Raw genomic sequence first — 22,139 nt, forward strand, 5'->3', positions numbered from 1 at the left:
TCTTCGTCTGAGTTCATTCTTCAACCCCTCTTCTGGAGCATCGTGAGCACCAACGCCTCCGCGGTTCGACGCGCCCTGCGCAGGACGCGACGTGTACTGCTGCCCGGCCTGTCGGCCGGTGTGACTGCGACTCTCATCGCTGCTGTCCTCGTGCCGCAACAAGCGGCCGCGGCGGCGTTCGTTCCGCTGAAGCCGCAGGTCGACCGGCAGATTCAAACCGAGGATGTCCCGGCGGTCGCCAAGCGTGCCTCGGACAAGGTCGCCCGGGTGACCGCCGATCCGGCCAAGACTCCGAAGTGGCCGTCCGCGGGAACTGCCCACGTCGAGTTGCCCGCGGCCGGATCGCGCGGCAAAGACGGACGCCCCGCCGCAGCTCAGGCCGGTAGCCTGCCGATCACGCTGCGGCATGCCGATGACGCGACGTCGGCGGCGACCGCTGCCCAGGTCGAGATCCTGGACCTGTCCGCCGTCGGGCGAACCCATCGTCCCGTGACGATGCGAATGACGGTCGACGCCCCGGCGAAGGCGGAGCGTCTGCGTATCAGCGTCGACTACTCGTCCTTCCAGTACGCAGTCGGCGGCGATTGGGCCAACCGACTGCGCCTGGTGAACCTGCCGGAATGCGCGCTGAGCACGCCGACGGCGGCCGAATGTCAGGGCACGCCGCTGTCCAGCGTGAACGACACCACCACGCGCACCGTGTCTGCCGACGTCACGCCGCAGGAGTCGACTGCCGGGGTGGCCGCCACCTCGACGATGCTCCTGGCGCTGACCGCCGGAACCGACGGCGCGAGCGGCGACTACTCGGCGACCTCCCTGACGGACTCGTCGACGTGGACGGCGGGTGGCTCCTCGGGCGCGTTCACCTGGAACTATCCGATGCGTACGCCGCCGGCCGCGGGCGGCCCGAGTCCGCAGCTCGCGCTGACCTACTCCTCGCAGAGCGTGGACGGGCGTACTGCCGCCTCGAACAACCAGCCGTCGTGGATCGGCGAAGGCTTCGACCTGTCCGCGGGTGGCTTCGTCGAGCGCAAATACAAGTCGTGCGGCGACGACATGGGCGGTACCGCGAACAACAGCACCAAGACCGGTGATCTGTGTTGGGGAACCGACAACGCCTTCCTCAACCTGCCGGGCCACTCCGGTGAGCTGATCTACAAGTCGTCCGAGGGTCGCTGGCATCTGCGCCAAGACGACGGGACCCGGGTCGAACGCAAGACGGGCGCGGCCAACGGCGACGACAACGGCGAATACTGGGTCGTCACGACGACCGACGGAACTCAGTACTGGTTCGGCGCGCACCAGCTGCCGGGCTGGAGTTCCGGTAAGGGCGTGACCAACTCGGCCTGGACCGTGCCGGTCTTCGGCAACAACACCGACGAGCCCTGCAACGCGAGCAGCTTCGCCTCGTCGTCCTGCACGCAGGCATGGCGTTGGAACCTCGACTACGTCGTCGACACCTTCGGCAACGCGATGACCTACTGGTACGCCACCGAGGCCAACAAATACGGCAAGAACAACACGGCGAGCGACACGGCCGACTACGTCCGCGGCGGGTTCCTGCAGCGCATCGAGTACGGCCTGCGCTCGTCCAACCCGTTCGGCACTCCGGCGGCGAAGGTGCTGCTCACCGACGGTGACCGTTGCCTGTCGGGATGCGCCACGTTCGACGCCACGCACTGGCCGGACACGCCGACCGACTTGGACTGCACCGGCAGCTCCTGCTCGATCACGACGCCGAGCTTCTACACGAAACGTCGGCTGACCGGCGTCAAGACACAGGTCTGGGACTCCGCGGCGGCGGGGTTCAAGGACGTCGAGTCATGGACGTTCACCCACTCGTTCCCCGATCCGGGAGACACCACGCGAGCGGGCCTGTTCCTGTCGCGCATCTCGCACAGCGGTCTGCGAAACGGAACCGCCACCGTTCCCGACATCGTGATCACTCCCATTCAGCTGCCCAACCGGGTGGACGGCACCGACAACCGCCCGGCGATGAACTGGTCTCGCGTGCAGCAGATCCAGTCCGAGACCGGTGCGCTGACCACCGTCAGCTACACCGGTGCTGATTGCGTGGCGGGTTCCCGGATCCCGGCTTCGCCTGAGACGAACACCTACCGATGCTTCCCCGGCTATTGGACGCCGACCGGGCAGACCAACCCGGTGCTCGACTGGTTCCACAAATACCTAGTCGACACGGTCACCGTCACCGACACCACCGGTGACACCGACACGTACGCGGCGTACACGATCAAGCGCTACCAGTACCTCGGCACGCCCGCGTGGCACTACACGGACAACGACGGGCTCACGAAAGCCAAGTACCTCACGTGGTCCGACTATCGCGGTTACGAGCGGGTCCGGACCCTGGTCGGCGAGCCCGGCGAGCAGAGCATGAGCGAGACCCGGTACTTCCGCGGCATGAACGGCGACCACCTGTCGTCGGGAACGCGCGCAGTCTCCGTCAGCGACTCGAAGGGTGGCAGTGTCGTCGACGACGACGTGTTCGCGGGCATGACCCACGAAGAGATCACCTACGCCAACACCGGCGGCACCGCTGAAGTCGACGGGACGATCAACACCCCCTGGAAGTCGTCGGCGACGGCCACCCGGACGGTGAACGGCGTCAGCAGCTCCGCGTACCTGAGCGGGATCAGCGACACGGTCGCTCGAACCACGCTTGCCGCCGGCGGCGAGCGGACCACCCGGACTCACACCAGCTACGACGGCTACGGCATGGTCACGCAGGTCGACGACGAGGGCGACGTGGCCGTCACCGGCGACGAGACCTGCGAGAAGACGACGTTCGAACCGCGTAACACCACCGCCTGGATCGTCGACGCTCCCCAGGAGCAGCAGACGTTTGCCTTGCGCTGTGGCCAGACAAGCGACCCGGCGACCCTGACCGAGAACGACATCGTCTCCGACACCCGGACCAGCTACGACAACCACGCGTACGGCGTCGCCCCGAGCCAAGGCGCCGCCACGCTCACCGAGCGGCTGAAGTCCTACAACGCCGGGGTCAAAGCGTTCATCACCGACACCAAGTCGGCGTACGACGCCCAAGGGCGGGTGATCGACACCTGGGACGTCTTCGGCAACCACAGCTCCACCGCGTACACACCCACTACCGGTGGGCCTCTGACCAAGACGGTTACGACCAACGCTGCGGGGCACCCGATCACCACCGATCTGGACCCCGCGTACGGGTCGCCGACCTCAACGACCGATGCGAATGGGAACAAGACCGACCAGGCGTACGACCCGCTCGGGCGGCTGACCGGTGTCTGGCTGCCAGGCCGGGTCAAGGGCACCGACATCGCGAACTCGGCGTTCACCTACACCGTCTCGAACACCGCACCGTCTGTCGTCGCCACGACGAAACTGACTCCGAACGGTGGCACTCTGACCACCTACTCGTTGCTCGACTCGATGCTGCGTACGCGACAGGAGCAGAAGCCGGAGGGATACACCACCGGCGGCCGAATCATCACCGACACGTTCTACGACACCGCCGGCCGAGTCGCGAAGACCTGGGGTCCCCAGGCTGCCGACGGTGCTCCGTCGGGCACGCTCGTCGGCAACGGGCTGACCGACGCCCTCATCGACACGATCAACATCACCAAGTACGACCCGGCCGGACGCACCATCGCGTCCATCTACTCCAAGGCCGGAACCGAGCAATGGCGTACCACGACCACGTACGAGGGCGACCGGACGAACGTGACCCCTCCGGCGGGCGGCACCGCTACCACGACGATCACCGATGCGCGGGGCAACACGGCCGCGCTGCGGCAGTACCACGGTCCGGCGCCGACCGGCGCGTACGACGAGACGGCCTACACCTACAACCGTAAGAACCAGCTCACCAAGGTCACCGACCAGGCTGGGAATCACTGGGACTTCGGTTACGACCTGCTCGGTCGCCAGACAAGCGCAACCGACCCGGACAAGGGCACGACGACCACGACCTACGACGACGGCGATCGAGTCGAGACGGTCAAGGACGCCAACGGTGAAGTGGTCGCCTACACCTACGATGTCCTGGGCCGCAAGACCAGCCTGCGCGACGACAGTCCTACGAGCACGAGCAAGCGTGCGGAATGGACCTACGACACCGCGACCGGCGGCAAGGGCCAGCTCGCCTCATCGTCGCGATGGGTCGGAACGAACGAGTACAAGACCACTGTCAACGGCTACAACGTCAACAGCCAGCCCACGGGCAAGACGATCTCGATTCCGTCGTCCGAGCCCAGCGGCATCACCGGCACGTACGCCTACACGTACACCTACCGCGTAGACGGCAGCCCGGCGACGACGCGTACGCCGCTGGCCGGCGGCATCGCCGCCGAAACCCTGACGACGACGTACAACGATCAGGGCGCCGCCGCGCAGTTGCAGACGTCCATCGGTGCCACCACCTACGTCAACGGCACCACCTACACTCGCTACGGCGAGCCGACCCTCATCAGCCGCCGCAACGGAACCGGAAAGGTCGTCCAGACCGGCCTCTACTACGAGACCGGTACGCGTCGCCTGATCGAGAGCCACTCGATCCGCGAAACGAGTCCGACCAACCTGACCGACGCGTTCTACACCTATGACGCGACCGGCAACATGACCAAGATTCGCGATGTCGCCAGCAGTGGTCCCGACGACTACCAATGCTTCAGCTACGACTACCTGCGTCGGCTCAACGATGCCTGGACTCCGGCTGACGGCAACTGCGCCACCGCGTCGTCGGCGAGCGTCCTCGGCGGTCCGGCACCGTACTGGCTGACCTGGACGTTCGACGCCACGGGCAACCGCGCGACGCAGGTCGACCACACGGGCGCCAACGGTGCGGCGACGACGACCTACACGTACCCGACCGCAGGAGCGTCCCAGCCCCACACGCTGCTCGGCACGTCCACCACCGACTCCGCAGGCACGAAGACCGCGGCGTACTCCTACGACCCGGCGGGCAACACCACCAAGCGCCCGGCGACCGGCGGCGGCGACCAGACACTCACCTGGGATGCCGAAGGCCACCTCGCGACCAGTACCGACGCCGCCGGGGCAACCAGCTACGTGTACGACGCCGACGGCAACCGACTGCTGCGCAAGGACCCGGCAGGCACGACCCTCTACCTCGACGGGCAGGAGGTCCGCCGCACCACCGCTGGAACCGTCACCGGCATCCGTTACTACAGCCACACCGGAACCCTGATCGCCCAGCGGACGAACGCGGGACTGACGTGGGTGATCACCGACCGCCAGAACAGTCAGCAGATCACCGTCAACGTCTCGACCCAGGCGTCGGTCCAGCGCCGCCAGACCCCCTACGGCACGGTCCGCGGAACCAACGCAGCCTGGGCCAACGACAAGGGATTCGTCGGCGGCACCAACGACAACACAGGTCTGACACATCTCGGCGCCCGCGAGTACGACCCGGCCATCGGCCGCTTCATCAGCGACGACCCGATCAGCGACCCCAACGATCCTCAGCAGATCAACGGGTACGCGTACTCGCACAACACGCCGGTCACCGCATCGGACCCGAGCGGACTGCGTGACTGCGACTTCGCAGACTGCGACGCGTACGGCAACAACAACGACACCACCGCCGCCAGCAACTCGTATCTGAAGCCAAGCGGCGGCAAGGCAGGTGGCGGTCGCAAGACTCAGCAACAGCAAGACGAGGACGAGCAGCTCTATTACGCACGGAAGAACCATCGTGATTACCTCGCCGCGCTCCACGCCACCCAAGCGAGGCAGCAGCAGATCGCCGCGCAGAACGCGGCCGCTAAGCAAACTCACCACAGCTGGACCGACTTCTTGACGACCCCGACCTGGTCTCTGATCGCCCAGGACAAACTCGGATGGAATTGCACCTTCGGGAATGACCTGTGCTGGCTCGACGACTGGGGTCAATTCAAGGACCATGCCTTTGTCGAGGGCTCAGTCTGCGCAATTTTCTGCCTACAGGGCGTGATGAGCCACGGCCGCGTCGATCTGAATCTAACCATGCTGGGGTCACCCGGCCCGGCCGGAGGCGTCGGATTCACCAGCGCAACGCCATCGGAGATGGGAACTGGAAGTTACGGGACATGTGTCACACCCGGCGTTGGGCTGTGCTACCTAGGAGGCCCGCGCTCCGAGGGCGGCGTCTACCATGGCCTTGAGGCTCAAATGGGCTGGCGACTCAGTGCCGCTTACGGCGGTGGCGGCGGCGTCTCTCTCTGGCACACGAATTGGAGTCTTTGGTGATGATATCAACTGCCGTCATGTCGGCATCGACATTAGCGTCAGGTGGCGATTCGCTAGTCTCCGGCCCGGTTGGCTCTATCGTGCTTGCAGTACTAGCCGGCGGCGCGTCGATCGCCTTGGGGATATGGTTTCTGCGACTCAGAAGATCCATTGAGTCTATGACGCCTGAGGAGCGGGCTAATCATCCCTACAACGAAGGATTCATGGGCTTTTCAGGCGTCGGTCTCAGCATGAAGAAGCCCTATATGGCAACCGTCCAGGGGATCGTCATCATTTGTTTCGGCATCATGATCTTGATCGGGATTCCATTGGCGGAGCTACTTGTCAAATAGCGGGGGACCAACACTGACGGTAGAAGTCCGTCGTATTCGCGGCCTTAGTAGAACGACTCGCATTTCGTGGAGCCAGGTCGTCGATATACGCCCACCAGGGCCACCGGTAGCGTTGACTGTATCTGCGCCCACGATTGTCCGTCGGCGGTCCGGCAAAGGCAGACGAGATCGTTGCATTGAACGAGGTTGGCGGCTATGGCCTCTTTCATCGAACTAATCGGAAGGCAGATCGGGCGTACGACGGATTGATCGAAGGTTGGAACAAGTGGTCGTCTGATACCGCGGCTATTGGATGGCGCGGAAGGTAACGCAGACACGGTTACGGTTGCAAACTTACGTAGCGAGGAACGCATGACCGTGACCTGGATGTTGCCGACGGTAACAGTCTGAGGGAGCATGAACACATATCGGCGACTGGCTGCGAGCTCAAGATATGTGCCGAGGATGAGGTGCTAATGAATCCGATACCACTCATTGCATCGGCCATCATGTTTGTCGTAGCATTCGTGTCGATTCGCAATCCAGACGGAGTCCGGTCCTGGATGAGAAATAGGTCCATTGGGATCCTCCCTGCTGCCGTTCGGGAGTCAGCAGAGAGCATTGCTCCAGTAATTTTTGCGATCATCGGAATTTTCCTTGGATTAGGATTCTTGGCAGCCTTCGTTATGCCGTTGCTCAGTCAGTGAGAGGATTTGTCGCGTGATCCACCGTCAAAGCAGGTACACGGTGGCGGCGACGTTGAATTGGATAGCACTAGTGCCGTTCGTAATCGGTGGCATCGGTCTTGTCTTCTTGACAGAGGTCAACCGGGCGCTGTGCGGCGGGATGATCCTGTCTCCCCTGATCCTGCAACTGACCGCCTTGGCGCTGCATCGACGGCGAACGGATAACCCGGAGAGATGATTATTGGCTCATCACCGACCATTGCTCGGCTTCTCGGAGACGGGCACCCGGCCGTGTTCAGCAGCCCGCTGGCCGGCGCGATACTCGGAGTTCTCGCGTCGGCCTTCTTCATAAGCATTGGCGTCGCGTTCCTGCAGTGGGCAAAGAAGATCCGGCAGATGAGCCCGGAAGAACGGCGGAGTAATCCACGAAACGAAGGCATCCTCGGCGTCAGCGCTGTCGGGTTCAGCCTGAGACATCCATGGTTCGCTGTGGCTCAGGCCTACTTCGCCTTTGCTTTGGCTGGCTTGGTTCTGATGCTCACCGCCATATCGACCATCCAGGCAGTCGCCTGATCGGATGCCAGTATGTCAATCAGGCGCACCTGGCGCTCGTGGCAAGGCAGACGAGACGGTCACATTGAACGAGGTTGGCGGATACGGCCTCCCTTGTCGAACCGACCGGAAGGCGGATCAGGCGTACCACGGATTGATTGAAGCCCGGAACAAGTGGTCGTCAGACACAGGAGCCTATGGAGGGCCCTGATGCAGATCACGGTTACGCATGCTTCCGGAGGCTCGGGAGGCATGCGTAATCGTGATCTGCATGGATGGTGCGGTCCGTCAGAGCAGATCGCGCACGTGATCATGTGAGCAGGCGGAGCAGCCGGAGCCCTGTGCGTACGAGGCCGCGTAGCAGGAACGTCGTCGTCGCGGCCATCAAAACAAGAGCCGCCACGCCGGCAACTCCCGGAGCACTGAGCACCCCGGCGTCGCGTACAGCGTCGACGGCCATCGTGGCGATCCGGTACATCGAGGGCACGCCGTACGCCGCGAAGTACCAGACCGTCCAGGTCACGCCCGGGAAGTACAGCAGTAGGTAGATCCGCGCGCAAACGAGGTCGCGGCGGCCGACGGACGACAGCAGCGCCAGGTCTTCCGGGGTTGCGCGGCGGATCGCGCGCCGGGCCAGCGCGCCCTTGGTGTCCCACAGGTTCCGGCAGCCGGTCACGGCCACGAACAAGGCATAGACGTCGGTACGCATGTAGACCTGAAGCTGGACGACGATCCCGGTGGCCTTGAGGAACAACAGCGCTTTCAGCAGATGGGCGATCGGCGACGAGGGGTCCGACGGCCACGACAACTGCACCACCGCGAGGACGCCGACCGTCGCAGCGTCCGACAGCATCCCCGCGAGCAGCGGCACAATTCTGTCCCGGCGAGGCAGGCCCCACAGCGTCGTCAAATCCGTCTGGTACGCGAGATTCAGCAACCGGCGGCTGATGGTCACCCGGCCGCGGACGCCTTTGGCCGCAGCCGCGAGAAGATGTGCCACCTCGTGCACCAGACCCGACGCCAACCCCAGGAACGTCACGGCGACCAGGCTCACGAGAGGCACGGAGCTCACGATCAGATCCGTGTACGCGAGCCGCAGCGACGGCGTGATCACCATCGCGACGACGGCAGTGATCGCGAGGGACGACTGCACGGTGAGTCCGACCTTGCCGAACAGGAGGCGGCCGGCGATCACCTGCCAGCGAGCGGGCTTGGGTTCCGAGACATCGGCAGAGGTCAGGACTCCTGCCGCGGCCAGCCCATCGAGGAAGCCTGCGACGTCCACCGGTTGACCGGCGAACTGCTCGGCTCGGGCCGTGCACTCCTCGACGTCGGTGCCCTCCTGCAGCCATCGCATGACCTGGCCGCCGATCTCCGGCACGATCACGTACTCGCCGGTGCGCGCGTTGCCGAGCACGTATCCGTCGCCGTCGCGAACGATGCTGACACCGGTGAACCGGGCCGCCTGCCGGTCGTCCAGGGTGGTCATCCGGCACCGTCGCACAGCAGGCACTTCGGATGACGAGACCAGGACGACCGGGAGGTGGTCATGCCGTCGGCCAGTTCGATCACGTTGTACGCAGCCGCGGCGACGGGCGGATCGGTATGCGTGACGTATCGCATGGCCTCCATCGCCATGAGCCCCGAGAGGATCTGCGCGACCGGACCGGTCGCCCGGTTGACGCGGGGCGGATCGATGAAGACGCCGTCCCGCAGTTCGACCGGCAGCTCGGCGGCCTCGTCCGCGCGGTTCAACTCCAGGCACTGACGGCACGGCGTACGCCCCGGCCACACCGACCAGTAAGACAATGTCGAGTACGCGAGCCCGCCCGCGACGAACGGTATGCCCACGGCGAAGCAGACCTCGTTGATCATCAGATGCAGATCGGGTGGCGAGTCGGCGGCGCAGACGACGACGTCACAGCCGGTCGCAAGGTCCTGAATGGACTGCACGTCGGTGACGCGGCGGTTGACCGGCGTCACGCGCGTCCCCGGCGAGTAGCCCGCCACCCAGTCCGACGCCGCCAGCACCTTGGGCCGGCCCAACGCCGACAGCCCGTAGACGAACTGGCGGGCGAGGTTCTTGACCTCGACGATGTCGTCGTCGACGAGGACGATCTCCCCGACACCCAACCCGGCCAGAGCCTGCAGTACGCCGCTGCCCAACCCGCCCGCGCCCACCAACAGCACCCGGGCGCGGGCCACGGCGGTGTGGATGTCGGCGCTGCTGCGCTGCAGGCTCGCGAAGAGGTCGTAGAACCGCAGGTTGCTCTGGTGGCGTCGGCGGACGTCCTCGTCGAGCCGGTCGTCGCCGTCGGCGTCCGCCAAGACCTCCAGGCCGTCGAGGTGAGCCAGCGCGGCTGAGACCTCGGCGTCGCTCACCGAGACGCCGCGCTCCGACAACGCACCGGGCAGCTCCCCGACCGTATGCCTGCCCTCGGCCAGGACCTGCAGCAAGGTCGCGACCGAACCGGTCGGGTCGTCGAGATACACACGTTCCAGCGCCCGCCGGCAGATGATCACCTGCGATCCGGCGCGTTGCACGATGATCGACTTCAATCGGGGCCGTTCCACCTGCGCGTCCTTTCGCCGAGGTCTTCCCGGTGCCTGCGTGGCTGCGGCATGGGTGCGGTGGGTGACCCGGCTGGCACCGGGTCACCCACGACCGCTACGCGAGCTGGTCGTCGCGATAGTGGATGTAGGTCGGCTCGATGCGCTCGGCCTTCACGATGGTGATCGTCATGCGGGATGCACCTCCTCGGTCCGTCGAGGGGCCGATCTGTCGGCCCGGACCGAGAGTCGGCGACCGGGTTCACAGCCCGATCACCGTTTGGTCACACCGGGCGTTGATCATGAAGGTGGGTGCGCGACACGCCGGACTGGCGGGACCATAGGTTCATGATCAACGCGGAGGTCGGGTGGGGGTCAGACCCAGGGGACGAGGGGTGGCACGATGCGGCCCTGGTGGGCGGCGGCGAGGCGTGCGAGCCAGCTGGCGACGCCGACCGATCCCTGCATGAATCCGGGCTCCGGCGGCAGGTCGGGCGGTGTCGCGGTGTGCTCGAAGTTCGACCAGGTCACCCCGTCCGGCGTGGTCAGCGCGCGGTCGAGCACGTCGGCGGCTAGCCGATCGCACCAGGTCAGATACTTCTCGTCGCCGGTCGCCTCGTGGCGATTCAGCAACAGCTGGCCCACGCTGGCGGTGCCGCAACAGCGGGCCACGTTGTCCCAATAACCCGGGTAGAGCCGCTCAGGAAGTCGACTATCCTCGATCGCCTGGAGACACGCGTCGATGGCGTACTGCCATTGTGGGTGCGGCGCGATCTCGTTGAGCAGCAGAAACAGCCGGATCGTGCCGGTCGGTCCGTGGCACCAGCCGAACGCCACGCGCTGCCGTTCCGGCTGCGGCGGGATCACCACCGGAACAGCCCATCCGGTCTCGTGGTCACCCAGCTTCACGATCGTCCGGGCACCGGCTACCGCCGCGTCGATCAGTTCCGGACGATCGCTCGCCCGGCCGGCCATGCCCAACGCGTACGCCACGCCGGCGGTGCCGTGGGAGAAGTTCGGTGTCAGCCGCTCCCGACCCGCGACGGCCCGCCATTGCAGTCCGTCCGCAGTGGACTCAGCCGACGCCGCCAGCCGGTCGGCCAAGACGTTCGCCGCCACCGTCACAGCCTCGTCCGCCGATTCCAGCAGGGTCAGCAGCGTGCCCGCATCGCCGAAAATGATGTCGGTGTACCGCTGCGGGTCCGGCTCGTCGTTCAGGATCCGCCCGGCGATCTGAGCCCGAACGTGAGCGGCCGCCGCGTGGCTGGCCGCATCACCGGAAACACCCGCCCACGCCTGCAAAGCCGAGGCGACGCCGGCCCAGCCGGTGAACAGTCCGTCGTTGCTCATCCGGCCGTGATGGGCGAGATGAACGAGCCGCCCCCGGGCCGCGTCCGCGATGTCGCCGACGTCGAGCCCCGCCAGGGTCGCCTCAGCCGCAGCGAGCAGTACGCCCGCAGTGCCCTTGTAGAGGTAGTCGACCGGCTCGTTCCCCTCGCACCAGGCCTTTCCGCCGTCCGCATCGGTGGCCTGGGCCCGAATCCAATCGAATGCGCGGCGCGCGGCGTACTCCCCGTCCATGACCCCAGAACGTACGCCATCCACAGCCCGATCCGTGTCAAAGTCGGGAGGCGAAATGACACGGATCGGGCTGTGGATCACGCAGCCGTATTACAACCGGATCGGGAGGGGCGACGCACCGACGGACGACGCTTCCACCGCTGTGCGTACCTTCGTGGTGAAACCGGCCTTGGACACCGTGAGCGTGTAGGTGCCCACGGGCGCTGTGATGCGGTAGTAGCCCGCGGCGTTGGTCGTCGCGGTGAGCCCGCCGCCTGCGTCGACCGTGGCTCCGGCGATCGGCGTGCCGGTGGTGGTCGTGACCCGGCCGATGATCGACGGGCCGGTGATGGCCGCGGCACCGGTGGTGACGGTGATGACGGTGTAGGAATGGGCCGGGAAGGTGTAGTCGAAAGTGGACCCGACACCGGTGATGGTGCTGGTGGCGGTCTGGATTTGAGTCGGCGACTGCCAGGTGTTCTGATCGAGGTAGCCGGCCGAGTCGACGGTGGCGACGCTCGCGGTGGAGGCGATCGTGCCTGCGCCGGTGAGGTTGACGGTCGAGGTCTGCGCAGCCGAGGGATCGCGGTTGATCACCGAGAGGTAGAGCTTGGTGCCGTCGGCCGAGCGGGTCGTGGTGATGTCGAGCATCGGTACGCCGCTGCGAGCGGGCAGGTTGCCGAGCGCCGGCGTGTTGTAGGTCGGGCCGGTGAGGGTGGTGCTGAGCAGCAGCGGCCCGTGTTGCGTGGCGGCGAGTTGCTGCGCGAGGTAGCCCGGCGTGACGAAGGTGCCGCGGTTGGCCAGCCGGATCGCGGAGCCGTCCCAGAAGTTGACGAGAGCGGATGCGCCGTTGAGTTCGTTGGCGTCCGAGCGGCGCATGAAGAGGTTCAGCAGCCCGGCTTCTTGGAGCGCGCCTTCGAGCGTACGGGTTCGGCGGTGCTCTTCATTGAAATACATCGCGTTGTGTTCGGTGACGGCGAGTTTGATGTCCCGTCCGCCGCCGCTGGCCAGCAGGGTGTCGGTCGCGGTGGCCATGCGGTCGCCGATGACCGCCGGCGCGCCGACCGACGCCTGGTAGACGGTGAGGTTGTCGTAGTTCGCCGGCAACGGTTGCGGGCTGTAGTAATGCACCGACAGGTGGTCCGTCCGGCTGCCTGAGGTGCCGAGCACTGTCGTGTTCCAGGTCTGATCGTTGTTGGTTCCGTCGCCGCCTTCGGCGATGAACGCGATCGTGGAATCCTTGGCCGCCATGGCATCGCGGTAGGTGTTGTAACTGGCCGCGTAGTTCGCTGCGGTCGTCCAGCCCGGCGTCCAGGAACCCCACACCTCGTTGCCGATCTCCCAGGTGCGTACGTTCCACGGGGTGCTGCGGCCGTTGGCGGCCCGCTGCGCACCATAGGTCGTTGCCGTGCTGCCATTGGCGTACTCGACCCAGTTGGCCGCCAGCGTTGGAGTGCCACGGCCCCAGTTCACGTTGAGATACACCGGGATGCCGAGCGCCTCACCCAACGCCAGGATCTCGTCCGTGCCGACATCGTTCGTCAGCCACAGCGCATCCCATTGGTTGTAATGCATCGGCGGACGGCTGTCCCGAGGACCGATGCCGTCGGTGAAGGTGTAGCTGTCGGCGATGATGCCGCCGGGCCAGCGGATCGCGCCGGGCTTCAACGCGGTCAAGGCGTCGACGAAGTCCTTGCGCCAGCCGCCGAGCGTCACCTCCGCCGCGTTCAGCGGCATGACACTCACCATGTCTATCCACAATGTACCTGTCCCGGCCGTGCCGAGGAACAGCTTGGCGTACGGGTCGGTGGTCGTGGGGGTCACGGTCGCGGTGAACTTCGTCCACGCGCCGGTCACTGAAGAAAACGTCGTGGTCGCGTACGCGGGATAACTCGCGCTGTCCCCCACATCCGGTCCCAGGGTCACGGTCACCGGGCTGCTCAAGGCCGTCTGCTTCAGATAGGCACTGATCTGATACGCACGACCGCCGGTCACGGCGATGGCGCCCTGGCTGATGCCCTTGCGGCCGGTGGTGTGCTGCGTGACGTCGATACGCTGGGCGTACGTGCCGTTGAAGCCGGCTCGGTCCTGGCTGTAGACGGCCTGATCGGCGTACCCGTCTTCGGCCCAGCCGTCGGTACGCCACCAGGTGAGGTAGTCCCACTTGGTGACCGAGGTGCCCCAGCCGTAGAGGAAGGCCGAGTAGTCCCCGTTCGGCACCGCTGTCGTCGTGATGCTGTACGCGAGCCGCCCGTTGGCGAAGAAGTTCACCGTACGCGAGCCGCCGGTCCACTTGCCGACCTCGACTCGCAGGACGACCGGGAGGCTGACGGCCGGACCGGTCCACGGAGTGACTCCGTCGCCGAAGACCCGCAGGGTGCCCGCTTCCACGCCGAACTCGATGTACTTGGTGAAGTCGCCGCGGCCGCTGCCGCCGTAGATGTTGAGCAACCCGTTGGTGCCGGTCATCGAGTCCAGCTTGGCCTCGACCGTGTAGTCGTAGACGTCGCCTTCGGAGACCGGCTGCGACATGATCCCGTATCGGCTGTTGGCCGCGCCGTTGATCACCATCTGGCTGTTGGACATGCTCGACGTGCCCCAGCCGCCGGCCAGCGTGGAGTTCGTCCACGCGCCGCTGATCCCGGGTCCACCCTCGAAGTGGTTGTCCCAGCGGTCGTTCATGTGCACTTGGCGTACGCCGATCGAGTCCCAGGTGGTCGTCGAGGTGCCCCAGCCGTAGAGGAACAGCCGGAAGTCGGGCGCGGGCACGTCGAAGCGCGTCCACAGCTCGTGGACCCGAGTGCCGTTCACGAAGAAGCGGAACAGCCGCCCGTTCGACCAGTACGGGCTGACCTGGACGGACAAGGTGGCGGGCAGGCTGACGGCCGAGCCGGTGAAGTTGCCGGTGCCGTCGCTGGTGAAGACCTTGGCGACACCGCCGTCGATCCCGAACTCCATGAACTTCGTGAAGTCGTTCGCCCCGGCACCGCCGTAGATGTTGAGCAGGCCGTTGGTGCCGGCGATGCCGGTGAGCCGGGCGTCGATCGTGGTCCAGTCGGTCGAGCTGTTGCGGATGTAGTCCGACAGCACGCCGTACCGGGAGTTCGCGCCGCCGGTGATGGTCAGCGCGCCGCTGCCGACCGCCACCGATCCGTTGGTCGCGCCCTCGAGCCGGGTGGTGGTCCAGCGCGGCGAGAGGGTGCTGCCGTCGAATCCGTCGTAGGTGCCGTCCGGTGTCATCGTGAGGTAGTCGGCGGTGACCGTCCCGGACCACCCGTAGAGGAAGGCTCGATAGCCGCCGGGCAACCCGGTGAAGCCGGTCATCGTCCGCACAAGCGTGCCGTTGTAGTAGAAGTTGAGCGTACGCGCGCTCCCGCCGAGCCCGGAGACGTCGACTCGCAGGGTGGCAGGCGTCGTGGCGGCTCCTCCGGTCCAGGCGGGCTGGCCGTCGGCGAAGACCTTGAGGACGCCGCCTTCGATGGCGAACTCGGCGAAGTGGGTGAAGTCGCCGGCTCCGGCTCCGCCGTAGATGTCGAGGATGGCGTTGGTCCCGGTGTAGGAGACGATCTTCGTCTCGACGCTCCAGGTGGCGTACCGGTTGTCCGGGATCGGGTTGCTCATGATGCCGAACCGGCCCCCGGTCGAGCCGGTGACCGCGACCGAGCCGCCGGACACGGTGACGGTGCCGGCCGGCGCGGTGTCGAGGCTCATCGGCGTCCACTTCGATCTGTCCAAAGCGGACCCGCCGAAGCCGTCGTAGAGGGTGGACCGCTCCGCGGTCACCTGGTCCCGCTCGAACGAGCGGTCGGTGACGCGTTCGGCCCACGCGCCGTTCATGTCGTCGGACGCCCATTCCATCATCTGGCCGGTGACGCCGGGCTGGACGACGCCGACCGGAGCGCTCGCGTCGACGGAGATGACATTGGCTCCGACTGCGGCCGCGGGCTGGGGAACGGCCGCGACCGCGGCGACGAGGCCGATGACGGAGAGGATGCGCAGAAGGGGACGGTTCATTGCGACTCCTTCGCTGGGGTACGCCTGACGGTCAGGCGGTGGGGGCGAGGCGCAGCATGGTCCAGGAGACGGGCGGGAGCGCGGCGGTGAGCTCGCCGTCGGTCAGCGTGTGTTCGGTGCTCGTACGCGGCTGGACCCGGTCGGGGTCCTCGGCGTTGTTGGTGTGCAGCAGTTCGGCGGAGTCGCCGCCGAGCACGACGTGTTCGACGACGCGCAGGCCCGGAAGCGCCCGTAGCTGCGCGGTGAGGTTCACCGGCTCGGTCTCGCTGCGGTTGAGGGCCAGCACGGTGAGCTGGCCGGTTTCGGGATCGTGCGTCGCGACGACGTCGGCGACGGGCACATCGCCGTGACGGGCGGTGTCATAGCTCGGCGTACGCGGTTCGGCCCGCAGGACGGTGCCGCGTGCGTACCGGGCGGTCAGTGCGAACGGGTGGAAGATCGTCTGTCGCCAGGCCGGGCGGTCGGACTCGGCCCGGATCGGGGCGATGATGTTGACCAGCTGGGCGAGGCAGGCGACCCCGACCCGGTCGGCGTGCCGCAGCAGGCTCATCAGCAGCGAGCCGACCACGACGGCGTCCTCGACGGTGTACTCGTCCTCGATCAGCCGGGGAGCTTCCGCCCACTCGAGGTTGGTGTAACCGGCGAACCGGCTCTCGTACCAGATGTTCCACTCGTCGAACGACAGCTGCAGCTTCTTGCGAGAGCGCTTCTTGGCGGCGACGTGATCGGCGGTGGCCACCACGCCGTCGATGAACCGGTCCATCGCCAGTCCCGAAGCGAGGAACGAGGCGCGGTCGTCCTCGTGCTTCTCGAAGTACGCATGGAGTGAGATGTAGTCGACGTGATCGAAGGTGTGGTCGAGGACGGTCGCCTCCCACGCGCCGAAGGTCGGCATCCGGTCGTTCGAGCTGCCACAGGCGACCAACTTGATGCTGGGATCGACCTGCCGCATGGCTTTGGCGGTCTCGGCGGCCAACGCCCCGTACGCGTCGGCGCTCTTGTGGCCCACCTGCCACGGGCCGTCCATCTCGTTGCCGAGGCACCAGAGTTTGATGCCGTAGGGGTCGGCGACACCGTGACTGCGCCGTAGATCCGACCAGTAGGTGCCGCCCGGGTGGTTGGCGTACTCGAGCAGGTCGCAGGCTTCCTGAATGCCCCGGGTGCCGAGGTTCACCGCCATCATCGGCTCGACGGCCGCCCGCTGGGCCCACGTCATGAACTCGTTGAGCCCGAACGCATTCGTCTCGACCGACCGCCACGCCAAGTCCAACCGGCGCGGCCGGTCGGCGACCGGGCCGACGCCGTCCTCCCAGCGATAGCCGGAGACGAAGTTGCCGCCGGGATAGCGCGCGACCGTGATGCCCAATTCGCGGACGAGCTTGAGGACGTCGGCTCGCAGCCCGTCGGTGTCCGCCTCGGCGTGACCGGGTTCGAACACGCCGCCGTAGACGCACCGGCCCATGTGCTCGACGAACGAGCCGAACAGGCGCGGGTCGACCGGCGCGATGCCGAAGGCGGGATCGAGGGTGACGGTGCAGGTGAGCACGGCGGTACTTCCCATCTGATTGCGGGTTGTCATCACTTCAGTCCCGGTCACTTCAGTCCCGTGGTGGCGATGCCCTGGACGAAGAAGCGCTGGGCGACGAGGAACGCGACGGCGAGCGGGGCGAGCGAGATCGCGGCCCCGGCCATCAACGCGGCGTGGTCCACGCCGGACTGGCTGGAGAACAAGGTCAGCGCGGACGGCAGTGTCCGCATGTCGAGGGTGCTGGAGACGACCAGTGGCCATAGGAAGTCGTTCCACAGGGCCATGAACTGGATGACGAACAGCGACGCCAAAGCCGGCTTCGCCAAGGGCAGAACGATGCGCCAGTAGATCTGGAAGCTGTTCGCCCCGTCGATGTGCGCGGCGTCGTCGAGCTCGGCGGGCAGCGTACGGAAGAACTGGCGGAGCATGAAGATGCCGAGCGCACTGGTGGCCCGGGGGATGATCAGGCCCTGGAACGTGTTGAGCCAGCCCAGATCGAACAGGGTCAGGAATACCGGGATGATCGTGACCTGGAACGGAACCATCAGGGTGGCCAGGATGACGATGAAGATCGCCTGCCGTCCCCGGAACTTCAAGCGGGCCAGGGCGTACCCCGCAAGGGAGTCGAGGAACACCAGCAGGATCGTCGTGCCGCCCGCGAACACGAAGGTGTTGAAGGCCAGCCGGGCGAACGGCAGCTGAGTCAGCACGGCGTGGAAACCGGCCACACTCCACTCCCCCGGCCAGAGCCGGGCCGGATCGGCGTAGAGGTCGGCCGGCGTACGCAGGGAGACCCCGATCATCCAGACGAACGGCAGGACGGTGGCCGCAGCCGCCAGAATCAGCACGCCCCATGAGGCGTACCGGATGATGTTCTTGAAGATCTTCAGCGTGCCCGGCAGCCAGGCGGGCGCCTCGACCCGCGCGAGCGTCTCACTGGTCATCGTCGCTCCTCGCGATGCGCAGCTGGATCAGCGAGACCGCCAGGATGAGCAGGAACAGCACCCAGGCGATGGCGCTGGCGTAGCCGAGCCGGAACTCGACGAAGCCGCGCTGATACAGGTAGGTGACGATCGATTCGGTGTGGAACAGCGGCCCGCCGCCGGTCATGACGTAGACCAGGTCGAACAGCTGCAGGGAGGTCACCGTCGAGATGACCGTGGTGAACAGCAGTGCCGGCCGGATCTCCGGCAGCGTCACCGCGCGCAGCCGTTGCCAGCGATTCGCACCATCCAATGTGGCCGCTTCCATGAGCGGGACCGGTACGCCTTGCAGCGCCGCCAGCAGCACGATCATCGAGAAGCCGACGCCTTTCCAGATGCCGACGGCCATGACGGTGGGCAGGGCGAGCCCGGTGTCGGCGAGCCAGCTGGGGCCGGTGACGCCGACCTCGCCGAGCCAGCCGTTGATCAAGCCGACCTGCGGATCGAGCAGGAACTTCCAGACCACCCCGACCACGGCGAACGAGGCGACGGTCGGGAAGAAGAACGCCGACCGCAGGAGTGCGGTGAGCCAGGTTGTTCGCCGCAGCCACAAGGCGAGCGCGAGCCCGCCCAGGACCTGCCCGGCGGTGACGACCACTGTGTACAGACCGGTGACGCCGAGGGCGTTGCGGAACCGTTCGTCGCCGAACAGCTCGGTGTAGTTGCCGAGGCCGACCCAGGCATGGGTGTCCTCGCCGACCGTCCAATCGTGCAGGCTCATCCAGCCCGACCGCAGGATCGGTTCGGCGATGAACACTCCGATGAGCAGCAGGCTGGGCGCGACATACAAGTACGCCGAGTTGAACCGCTGTCGGCGTCTCGTCGTCGCCGGGGGGATGGTCGCGGTGGTCATGCGTGCCTTCCGGGCTGAGTGGTCGGCGGGTCCGGCCCACCGGGTACGCCGGTGGGCCGGACCCGATCGGGTCAGGGCTTGCAGCCGGTGATCTTGTTGATGGCTTCGGCGGCCGACTGCGCCGCCGGGCCGACCGGCTCACCCCGAGTGATCTTGCCGATCAGCGGGACGTAGACATCCGTATCGATCTTTGCCGACGTCGGCAGCCCGGGCAGGTAGAGCCGCGCGGTGGGCAGCTGCGCGGCGAACGGGGCCACGATCGGGTTGGTGGGCGTCACGTCGGTGCGTACGGGCGGGAACCCGGAGGCGTCGCTGAACGCGGCCTGCGCCGTCTTGCCCGTCCACCAGGCGAGGAACTCCAGCGCCTGCGCCTTGTGCTTGGTGGACTTGCCGATGGCCAGCGGCACTGTCGAGGCGAGGGTCACCGGCCCGCCCGCGCCGACCGGCACGGCGGCGATGCCGAGATCGATCCCGGCGGACTTGAATCCGGCCGCAGCCCAGGGGCCGTTGATCTCCATCGCCGCCTTCTTCGCGGAGAACAGCGTGTCGGCGTCGGCGCCGGTCTGCCCGACCGGGCTGACCTTGTCCTTGGCGACCAGGTCGGCCCAGGTCTGGAGGGCCTGGACGCTCGCCGGTTCGGCGACGGTGGCGCAGCCCTTGGCGTCGACGATGTCGCCGCCGTTCATCCACTGGAGGATCGGCCACATCTGGATGGTCGCGTGATCGGCCAGCGAGATGCCGTACTGCGTGACCTTGCCGCCGTTCATCTTGGTGAGCTTCTTCGCCGCGGCGACCAGATCGTCGCCCGTCTTCGGCTCGCTGACGCCGGCTTCGGTCAGCATCGCCTTGTTGTAGTAGAGGACCAGCGTCGCCATGTTGGCCGGGGCGGCGTACAGCTTGCCGTCGATCGTGAAGGCGGTGGTCACCGCCTTCGGGAACAGCGACGCGTTGAGCTTGCCGTCGCCGTCACCGGCCGCCTCGTCCAGCGGCAGCAGCGAGTTCGTCTTGGCGTAGGTGAACAGCACACCGGGGTCGAAGTTCGGCGTGGCCAGATCGGGTCCCTGGCCGGTGGCCCAGGCACCGGGCAGCTTCTGCCCGATGGCGTCCCACGGCTGCACGTCCATGGTGACCTTGATCTTGGGGTGCGTGTCGTTGAACTGCTTGACCAGCGACTCGTACGCCGGCCGGTCGGGACCGGTGAACCCGGTCCACAGGCTCAGCTGCACGACGCCGTCGGCGGAGCCGTCGTCGCCGCCGGAACCGCAGCCCGCGACGGCCAGCAGGCCGGCGGTGAGGACTGCGGCAATCTTCCAAGGTGCTCGCAAAGGTGATCTCATTGGGGGTCGACCTTCCGTCCCAGCTCGGGGGAGATTGCAGACATGTTCCATCGTTGGAACGACGTTGTAAAGAGGTCTTGGCGAGAATCGTTACAACGTTGTACCTTGAACTCCCCGGACCGCCGCTCCTTCCGATCATGAGTGAGGTTGATCGATGGTTGCCACCCTCAAGGACGTCGCCGCCCGTGCGGGCGTGTCGGTCAAGACGGTGTCCAACGTGGTCAACGGATACTCGTTCGTCACCGAGGACAACCGTCGGCGCGTACAGGAGGCGATCGACCTCCTGGGGTACGTGCCGAACATCGGCGCACGCAACCTTCGCAAGGGCCGCACCGGATTCCTGACCCTCGCGGTGCCGGAGCTGGCCAACCCCTACTTCGCCGAGCTGTGCGGACTGGTCATGAACGCTGCCGCCGAACACGACTGGACCGTCCTGATCGAACAGACGGGCGGCGTACGCGAACGGGAGCTGACCGTGATCAACGCGGCGCACCGTTCCCTGGTGGACGCGATCATCCTCAGCCCGATCGGACTGCAGCCCACCGACCTCGCCGAAGCCGCGCCCGGCACTCCCCTGGTGCTCCTCGGCGAACGAGCGCTCAGCGCGCCGGTGCATCACGTGGCCATCGACAACGTGGCCGCCGCCAGCGCCGCGACCCGCCATCTGCTGGACCTCGGCCACCGGCGCATCGCCGCCCTCGGCGACCAGCCCGGCCCGCACGGGACCGCCGCCCTCCGGCTGCGCGGCTATCAATCGGCGCTGCAAGCGGCCGGGCTCTCCGTCGATCCGGCGCTCATCGTGCCCGCCGCCGCCTACAGCCGGGCCGAAGGCACGGCCGCCATGCGGCGCCTGCTCTCGCTGGCCGACCCGCCGGACGCGGTGTTCTGCTTCAACGACATGCTCGCCGTCGGTGCGCTCAGCGCTGCCCGGGATCGCGGTCTACGCGTACCGGAGGATGTGGCGGTGGTCGGCTTCGACGGCGTCGACGAGGGCAACTACAGCGCGCCTCGGCTCACCACGATCGCGCCCGACAAGGCCGCGATCGCGGAGGCCGCCGTGGGCCTGGTCCGCGCGGCGCTTCAGGACGGTGCCGGGCAGCCGCAGGACGTGGTCACGCCCTTCACGCTGATCACTCGGGAGAGCACTCGCTCCTTCGCCCACTGACTGGTACGCCCAGCGGCGCGGACTGTGGCCGGCCATGCGAGATAGACGAGCCGTGTTACCTTGCACACCGGTTGCCGGTTCATCGAAGGGTGCGCGCATGTCCGCTCGTGTGGCTTCCGCGGTCCTGCTCGGTCTGGTGCTGGCGTCGAGCCCGATGTTGACGACCCCCGCGTACGCGGCCTCGCCCACCGTCACGATCGACCAGGGCCCGGCACAGGCCGATCCGGTGGCGAGCGGGCCGATCACGTTCGCGGTCACCTTCAGCGAGGCGGTCACCGGCTTCGACGCCGCCGACATCAGCTTCACCGGCAGCACCGCAGGCGGCACCCTCGTCGCAGCCATCAGCGGCAC

General features: G+C 66.7%; 13 protein-coding genes. 5 read left to right on the forward strand and 8 right to left on the reverse strand.

Features of this window, described 5'->3' with window-relative positions:
• The first annotated feature begins 42 nt into the window (after positions 1–42).
• From HOV77_RS32505 to HOV77_RS32515, 3 genes are all read left to right on the forward strand, one after another.
• On the forward strand, positions 43–6,249 hold the full coding sequence (locus tag HOV77_RS32505) for an RHS repeat-associated core domain-containing protein (RefSeq protein ID WP_290869505.1): 6,207 nt from the start codon (positions 43–45) through the stop codon (positions 6,247–6,249).
• A gap of 158 nt (positions 6,250–6,407) precedes the next feature.
• Positions 6,408–6,581: a hypothetical protein gene (locus HOV77_RS32510; protein ID WP_290869508.1), complete on the forward strand. Its 174-nt coding sequence runs from the start codon at positions 6,408–6,410 to the stop codon at positions 6,579–6,581.
• 956 nt (positions 6,582–7,537) lie between these two features.
• On the forward strand, positions 7,538–7,819 hold the full coding sequence (locus HOV77_RS32515; protein ID WP_290869511.1) for a hypothetical protein: 282 nt from the start codon (positions 7,538–7,540) through the stop codon (positions 7,817–7,819).
• A gap of 289 nt (positions 7,820–8,108) precedes the next feature.
• Here HOV77_RS32515 and HOV77_RS32520 read toward each other — a convergent pair whose 3' ends face one another.
• From HOV77_RS32520 to HOV77_RS32555, 8 genes are all read right to left on the reverse strand, one after another.
• On the reverse strand, positions 8,109–9,287 hold the full coding sequence (locus HOV77_RS32520; RefSeq protein WP_290869514.1) for a hypothetical protein: 1,179 nt from the start codon (positions 9,285–9,287) through the stop codon (positions 8,109–8,111).
• Positions 9,284–10,372 (reverse strand): ThiF family adenylyltransferase, encoded by a 1,089-nt coding sequence (locus HOV77_RS32525; RefSeq protein WP_290869516.1) that lies wholly within the window; start codon positions 10,370–10,372, stop codon positions 9,284–9,286. Before HOV77_RS32525 ends, HOV77_RS32520 begins: the two co-directional genes overlap by 4 nt.
• A gap of 351 nt (positions 10,373–10,723) precedes the next feature.
• The gene (locus HOV77_RS32530; protein WP_290869519.1) at positions 10,724–11,929 is read right to left on the reverse strand and encodes a lanthionine synthetase LanC family protein; all 1,206 of its coding nucleotides are present in this window, start codon (positions 11,927–11,929) and stop codon (positions 10,724–10,726) included.
• Positions 11,930–12,019: 90 nt separating this feature from the next.
• Positions 12,020–15,922 (reverse strand): alpha-L-arabinofuranosidase C-terminal domain-containing protein, encoded by a 3,903-nt coding sequence (locus HOV77_RS32535; protein ID WP_290869522.1) that lies wholly within the window; start codon positions 15,920–15,922, stop codon positions 12,020–12,022.
• Between the two features lie 31 nt (positions 15,923–15,953).
• On the reverse strand, positions 15,954–17,483 hold the full coding sequence (locus HOV77_RS32540; protein WP_290869524.1) for an alpha-N-arabinofuranosidase: 1,530 nt from the start codon (positions 17,481–17,483) through the stop codon (positions 15,954–15,956).
• Between the two features lie 32 nt (positions 17,484–17,515).
• The gene (locus tag HOV77_RS32545; RefSeq protein ID WP_290869528.1) at positions 17,516–18,394 is read right to left on the reverse strand and encodes a carbohydrate ABC transporter permease; all 879 of its coding nucleotides are present in this window, start codon (positions 18,392–18,394) and stop codon (positions 17,516–17,518) included.
• Positions 18,384–19,286 carry a sugar ABC transporter permease gene (locus HOV77_RS32550; RefSeq protein WP_290869531.1) on the reverse strand — a complete coding sequence of 301 codons (903 nt, stop codon included), beginning with the start codon at positions 19,284–19,286 and terminating at the stop codon, positions 18,384–18,386. The genes HOV77_RS32545 and HOV77_RS32550 overlap by 11 nt, the downstream gene beginning before the upstream one ends.
• Before the next feature lie 71 nt (positions 19,287–19,357).
• Positions 19,358–20,623: an ABC transporter substrate-binding protein gene (locus HOV77_RS32555; RefSeq protein WP_290869533.1), complete on the reverse strand. Its 1,266-nt coding sequence runs from the start codon at positions 20,621–20,623 to the stop codon at positions 19,358–19,360.
• Between the two features lie 154 nt (positions 20,624–20,777).
• On the opposite strand from HOV77_RS32555, the gene HOV77_RS32560 reads away from it, so the two are divergent.
• Positions 20,778–21,788: a LacI family DNA-binding transcriptional regulator gene (locus tag HOV77_RS32560; RefSeq protein WP_290869536.1), complete on the forward strand. Its 1,011-nt coding sequence runs from the start codon at positions 20,778–20,780 to the stop codon at positions 21,786–21,788.
• A gap of 97 nt (positions 21,789–21,885) precedes the next feature.
• A partial coding sequence (locus HOV77_RS32565) for a hypothetical protein (protein WP_290869538.1) occupies positions 21,886–22,139 on the forward strand: 254 nt, incomplete at its 3' end.

The organism is Hamadaea sp. (genome assembly GCF_013362815.1).
GTDB lineage: Bacteria > Actinomycetota > Actinomycetes > Mycobacteriales > Micromonosporaceae > Hamadaea.

Excerpts from the sequence above, each read along its gene's own strand:
- HOV77_RS32510 (WP_290869508.1), top strand. The coding sequence starts at position 6,408 with ATGACGCCTGAGGAGCGGGCTAATCATCCCTACAACGAAGGATTCATG.
- HOV77_RS32520 (WP_290869514.1), bottom strand. The coding sequence starts at position 9,287 with ATGACCACCCTGGACGACCGGCAGGCGGCCCGGTTCACCGGTGTCAGC.
- HOV77_RS32530 (WP_290869519.1), bottom strand. The coding sequence starts at position 11,929 with ATGGACGGGGAGTACGCCGCGCGCCGCGCATTCGATTGGATTCGGGCC.
- HOV77_RS32535 (WP_290869522.1), bottom strand. The coding sequence starts at position 15,922 with ATGAACCGTCCCCTTCTGCGCATCCTCTCCGTCATCGGCCTCGTCGCC.
- HOV77_RS32540 (WP_290869524.1), bottom strand. The coding sequence starts at position 17,483 with ATGGGAAGTACCGCCGTGCTCACCTGCACCGTCACCCTCGATCCCGCC.
- HOV77_RS32545 (WP_290869528.1), bottom strand. The coding sequence starts at position 18,394 with ATGACCAGTGAGACGCTCGCGCGGGTCGAGGCGCCCGCCTGGCTGCCG.
- HOV77_RS32550 (WP_290869531.1), bottom strand. The coding sequence starts at position 19,286 with ATGACCACCGCGACCATCCCCCCGGCGACGACGAGACGCCGACAGCGG.
- HOV77_RS32555 (WP_290869533.1), bottom strand. The coding sequence starts at position 20,623 with ATGAGATCACCTTTGCGAGCACCTTGGAAGATTGCCGCAGTCCTCACC.
- HOV77_RS32560 (WP_290869536.1), top strand. The coding sequence starts at position 20,778 with ATGGTTGCCACCCTCAAGGACGTCGCCGCCCGTGCGGGCGTGTCGGTC.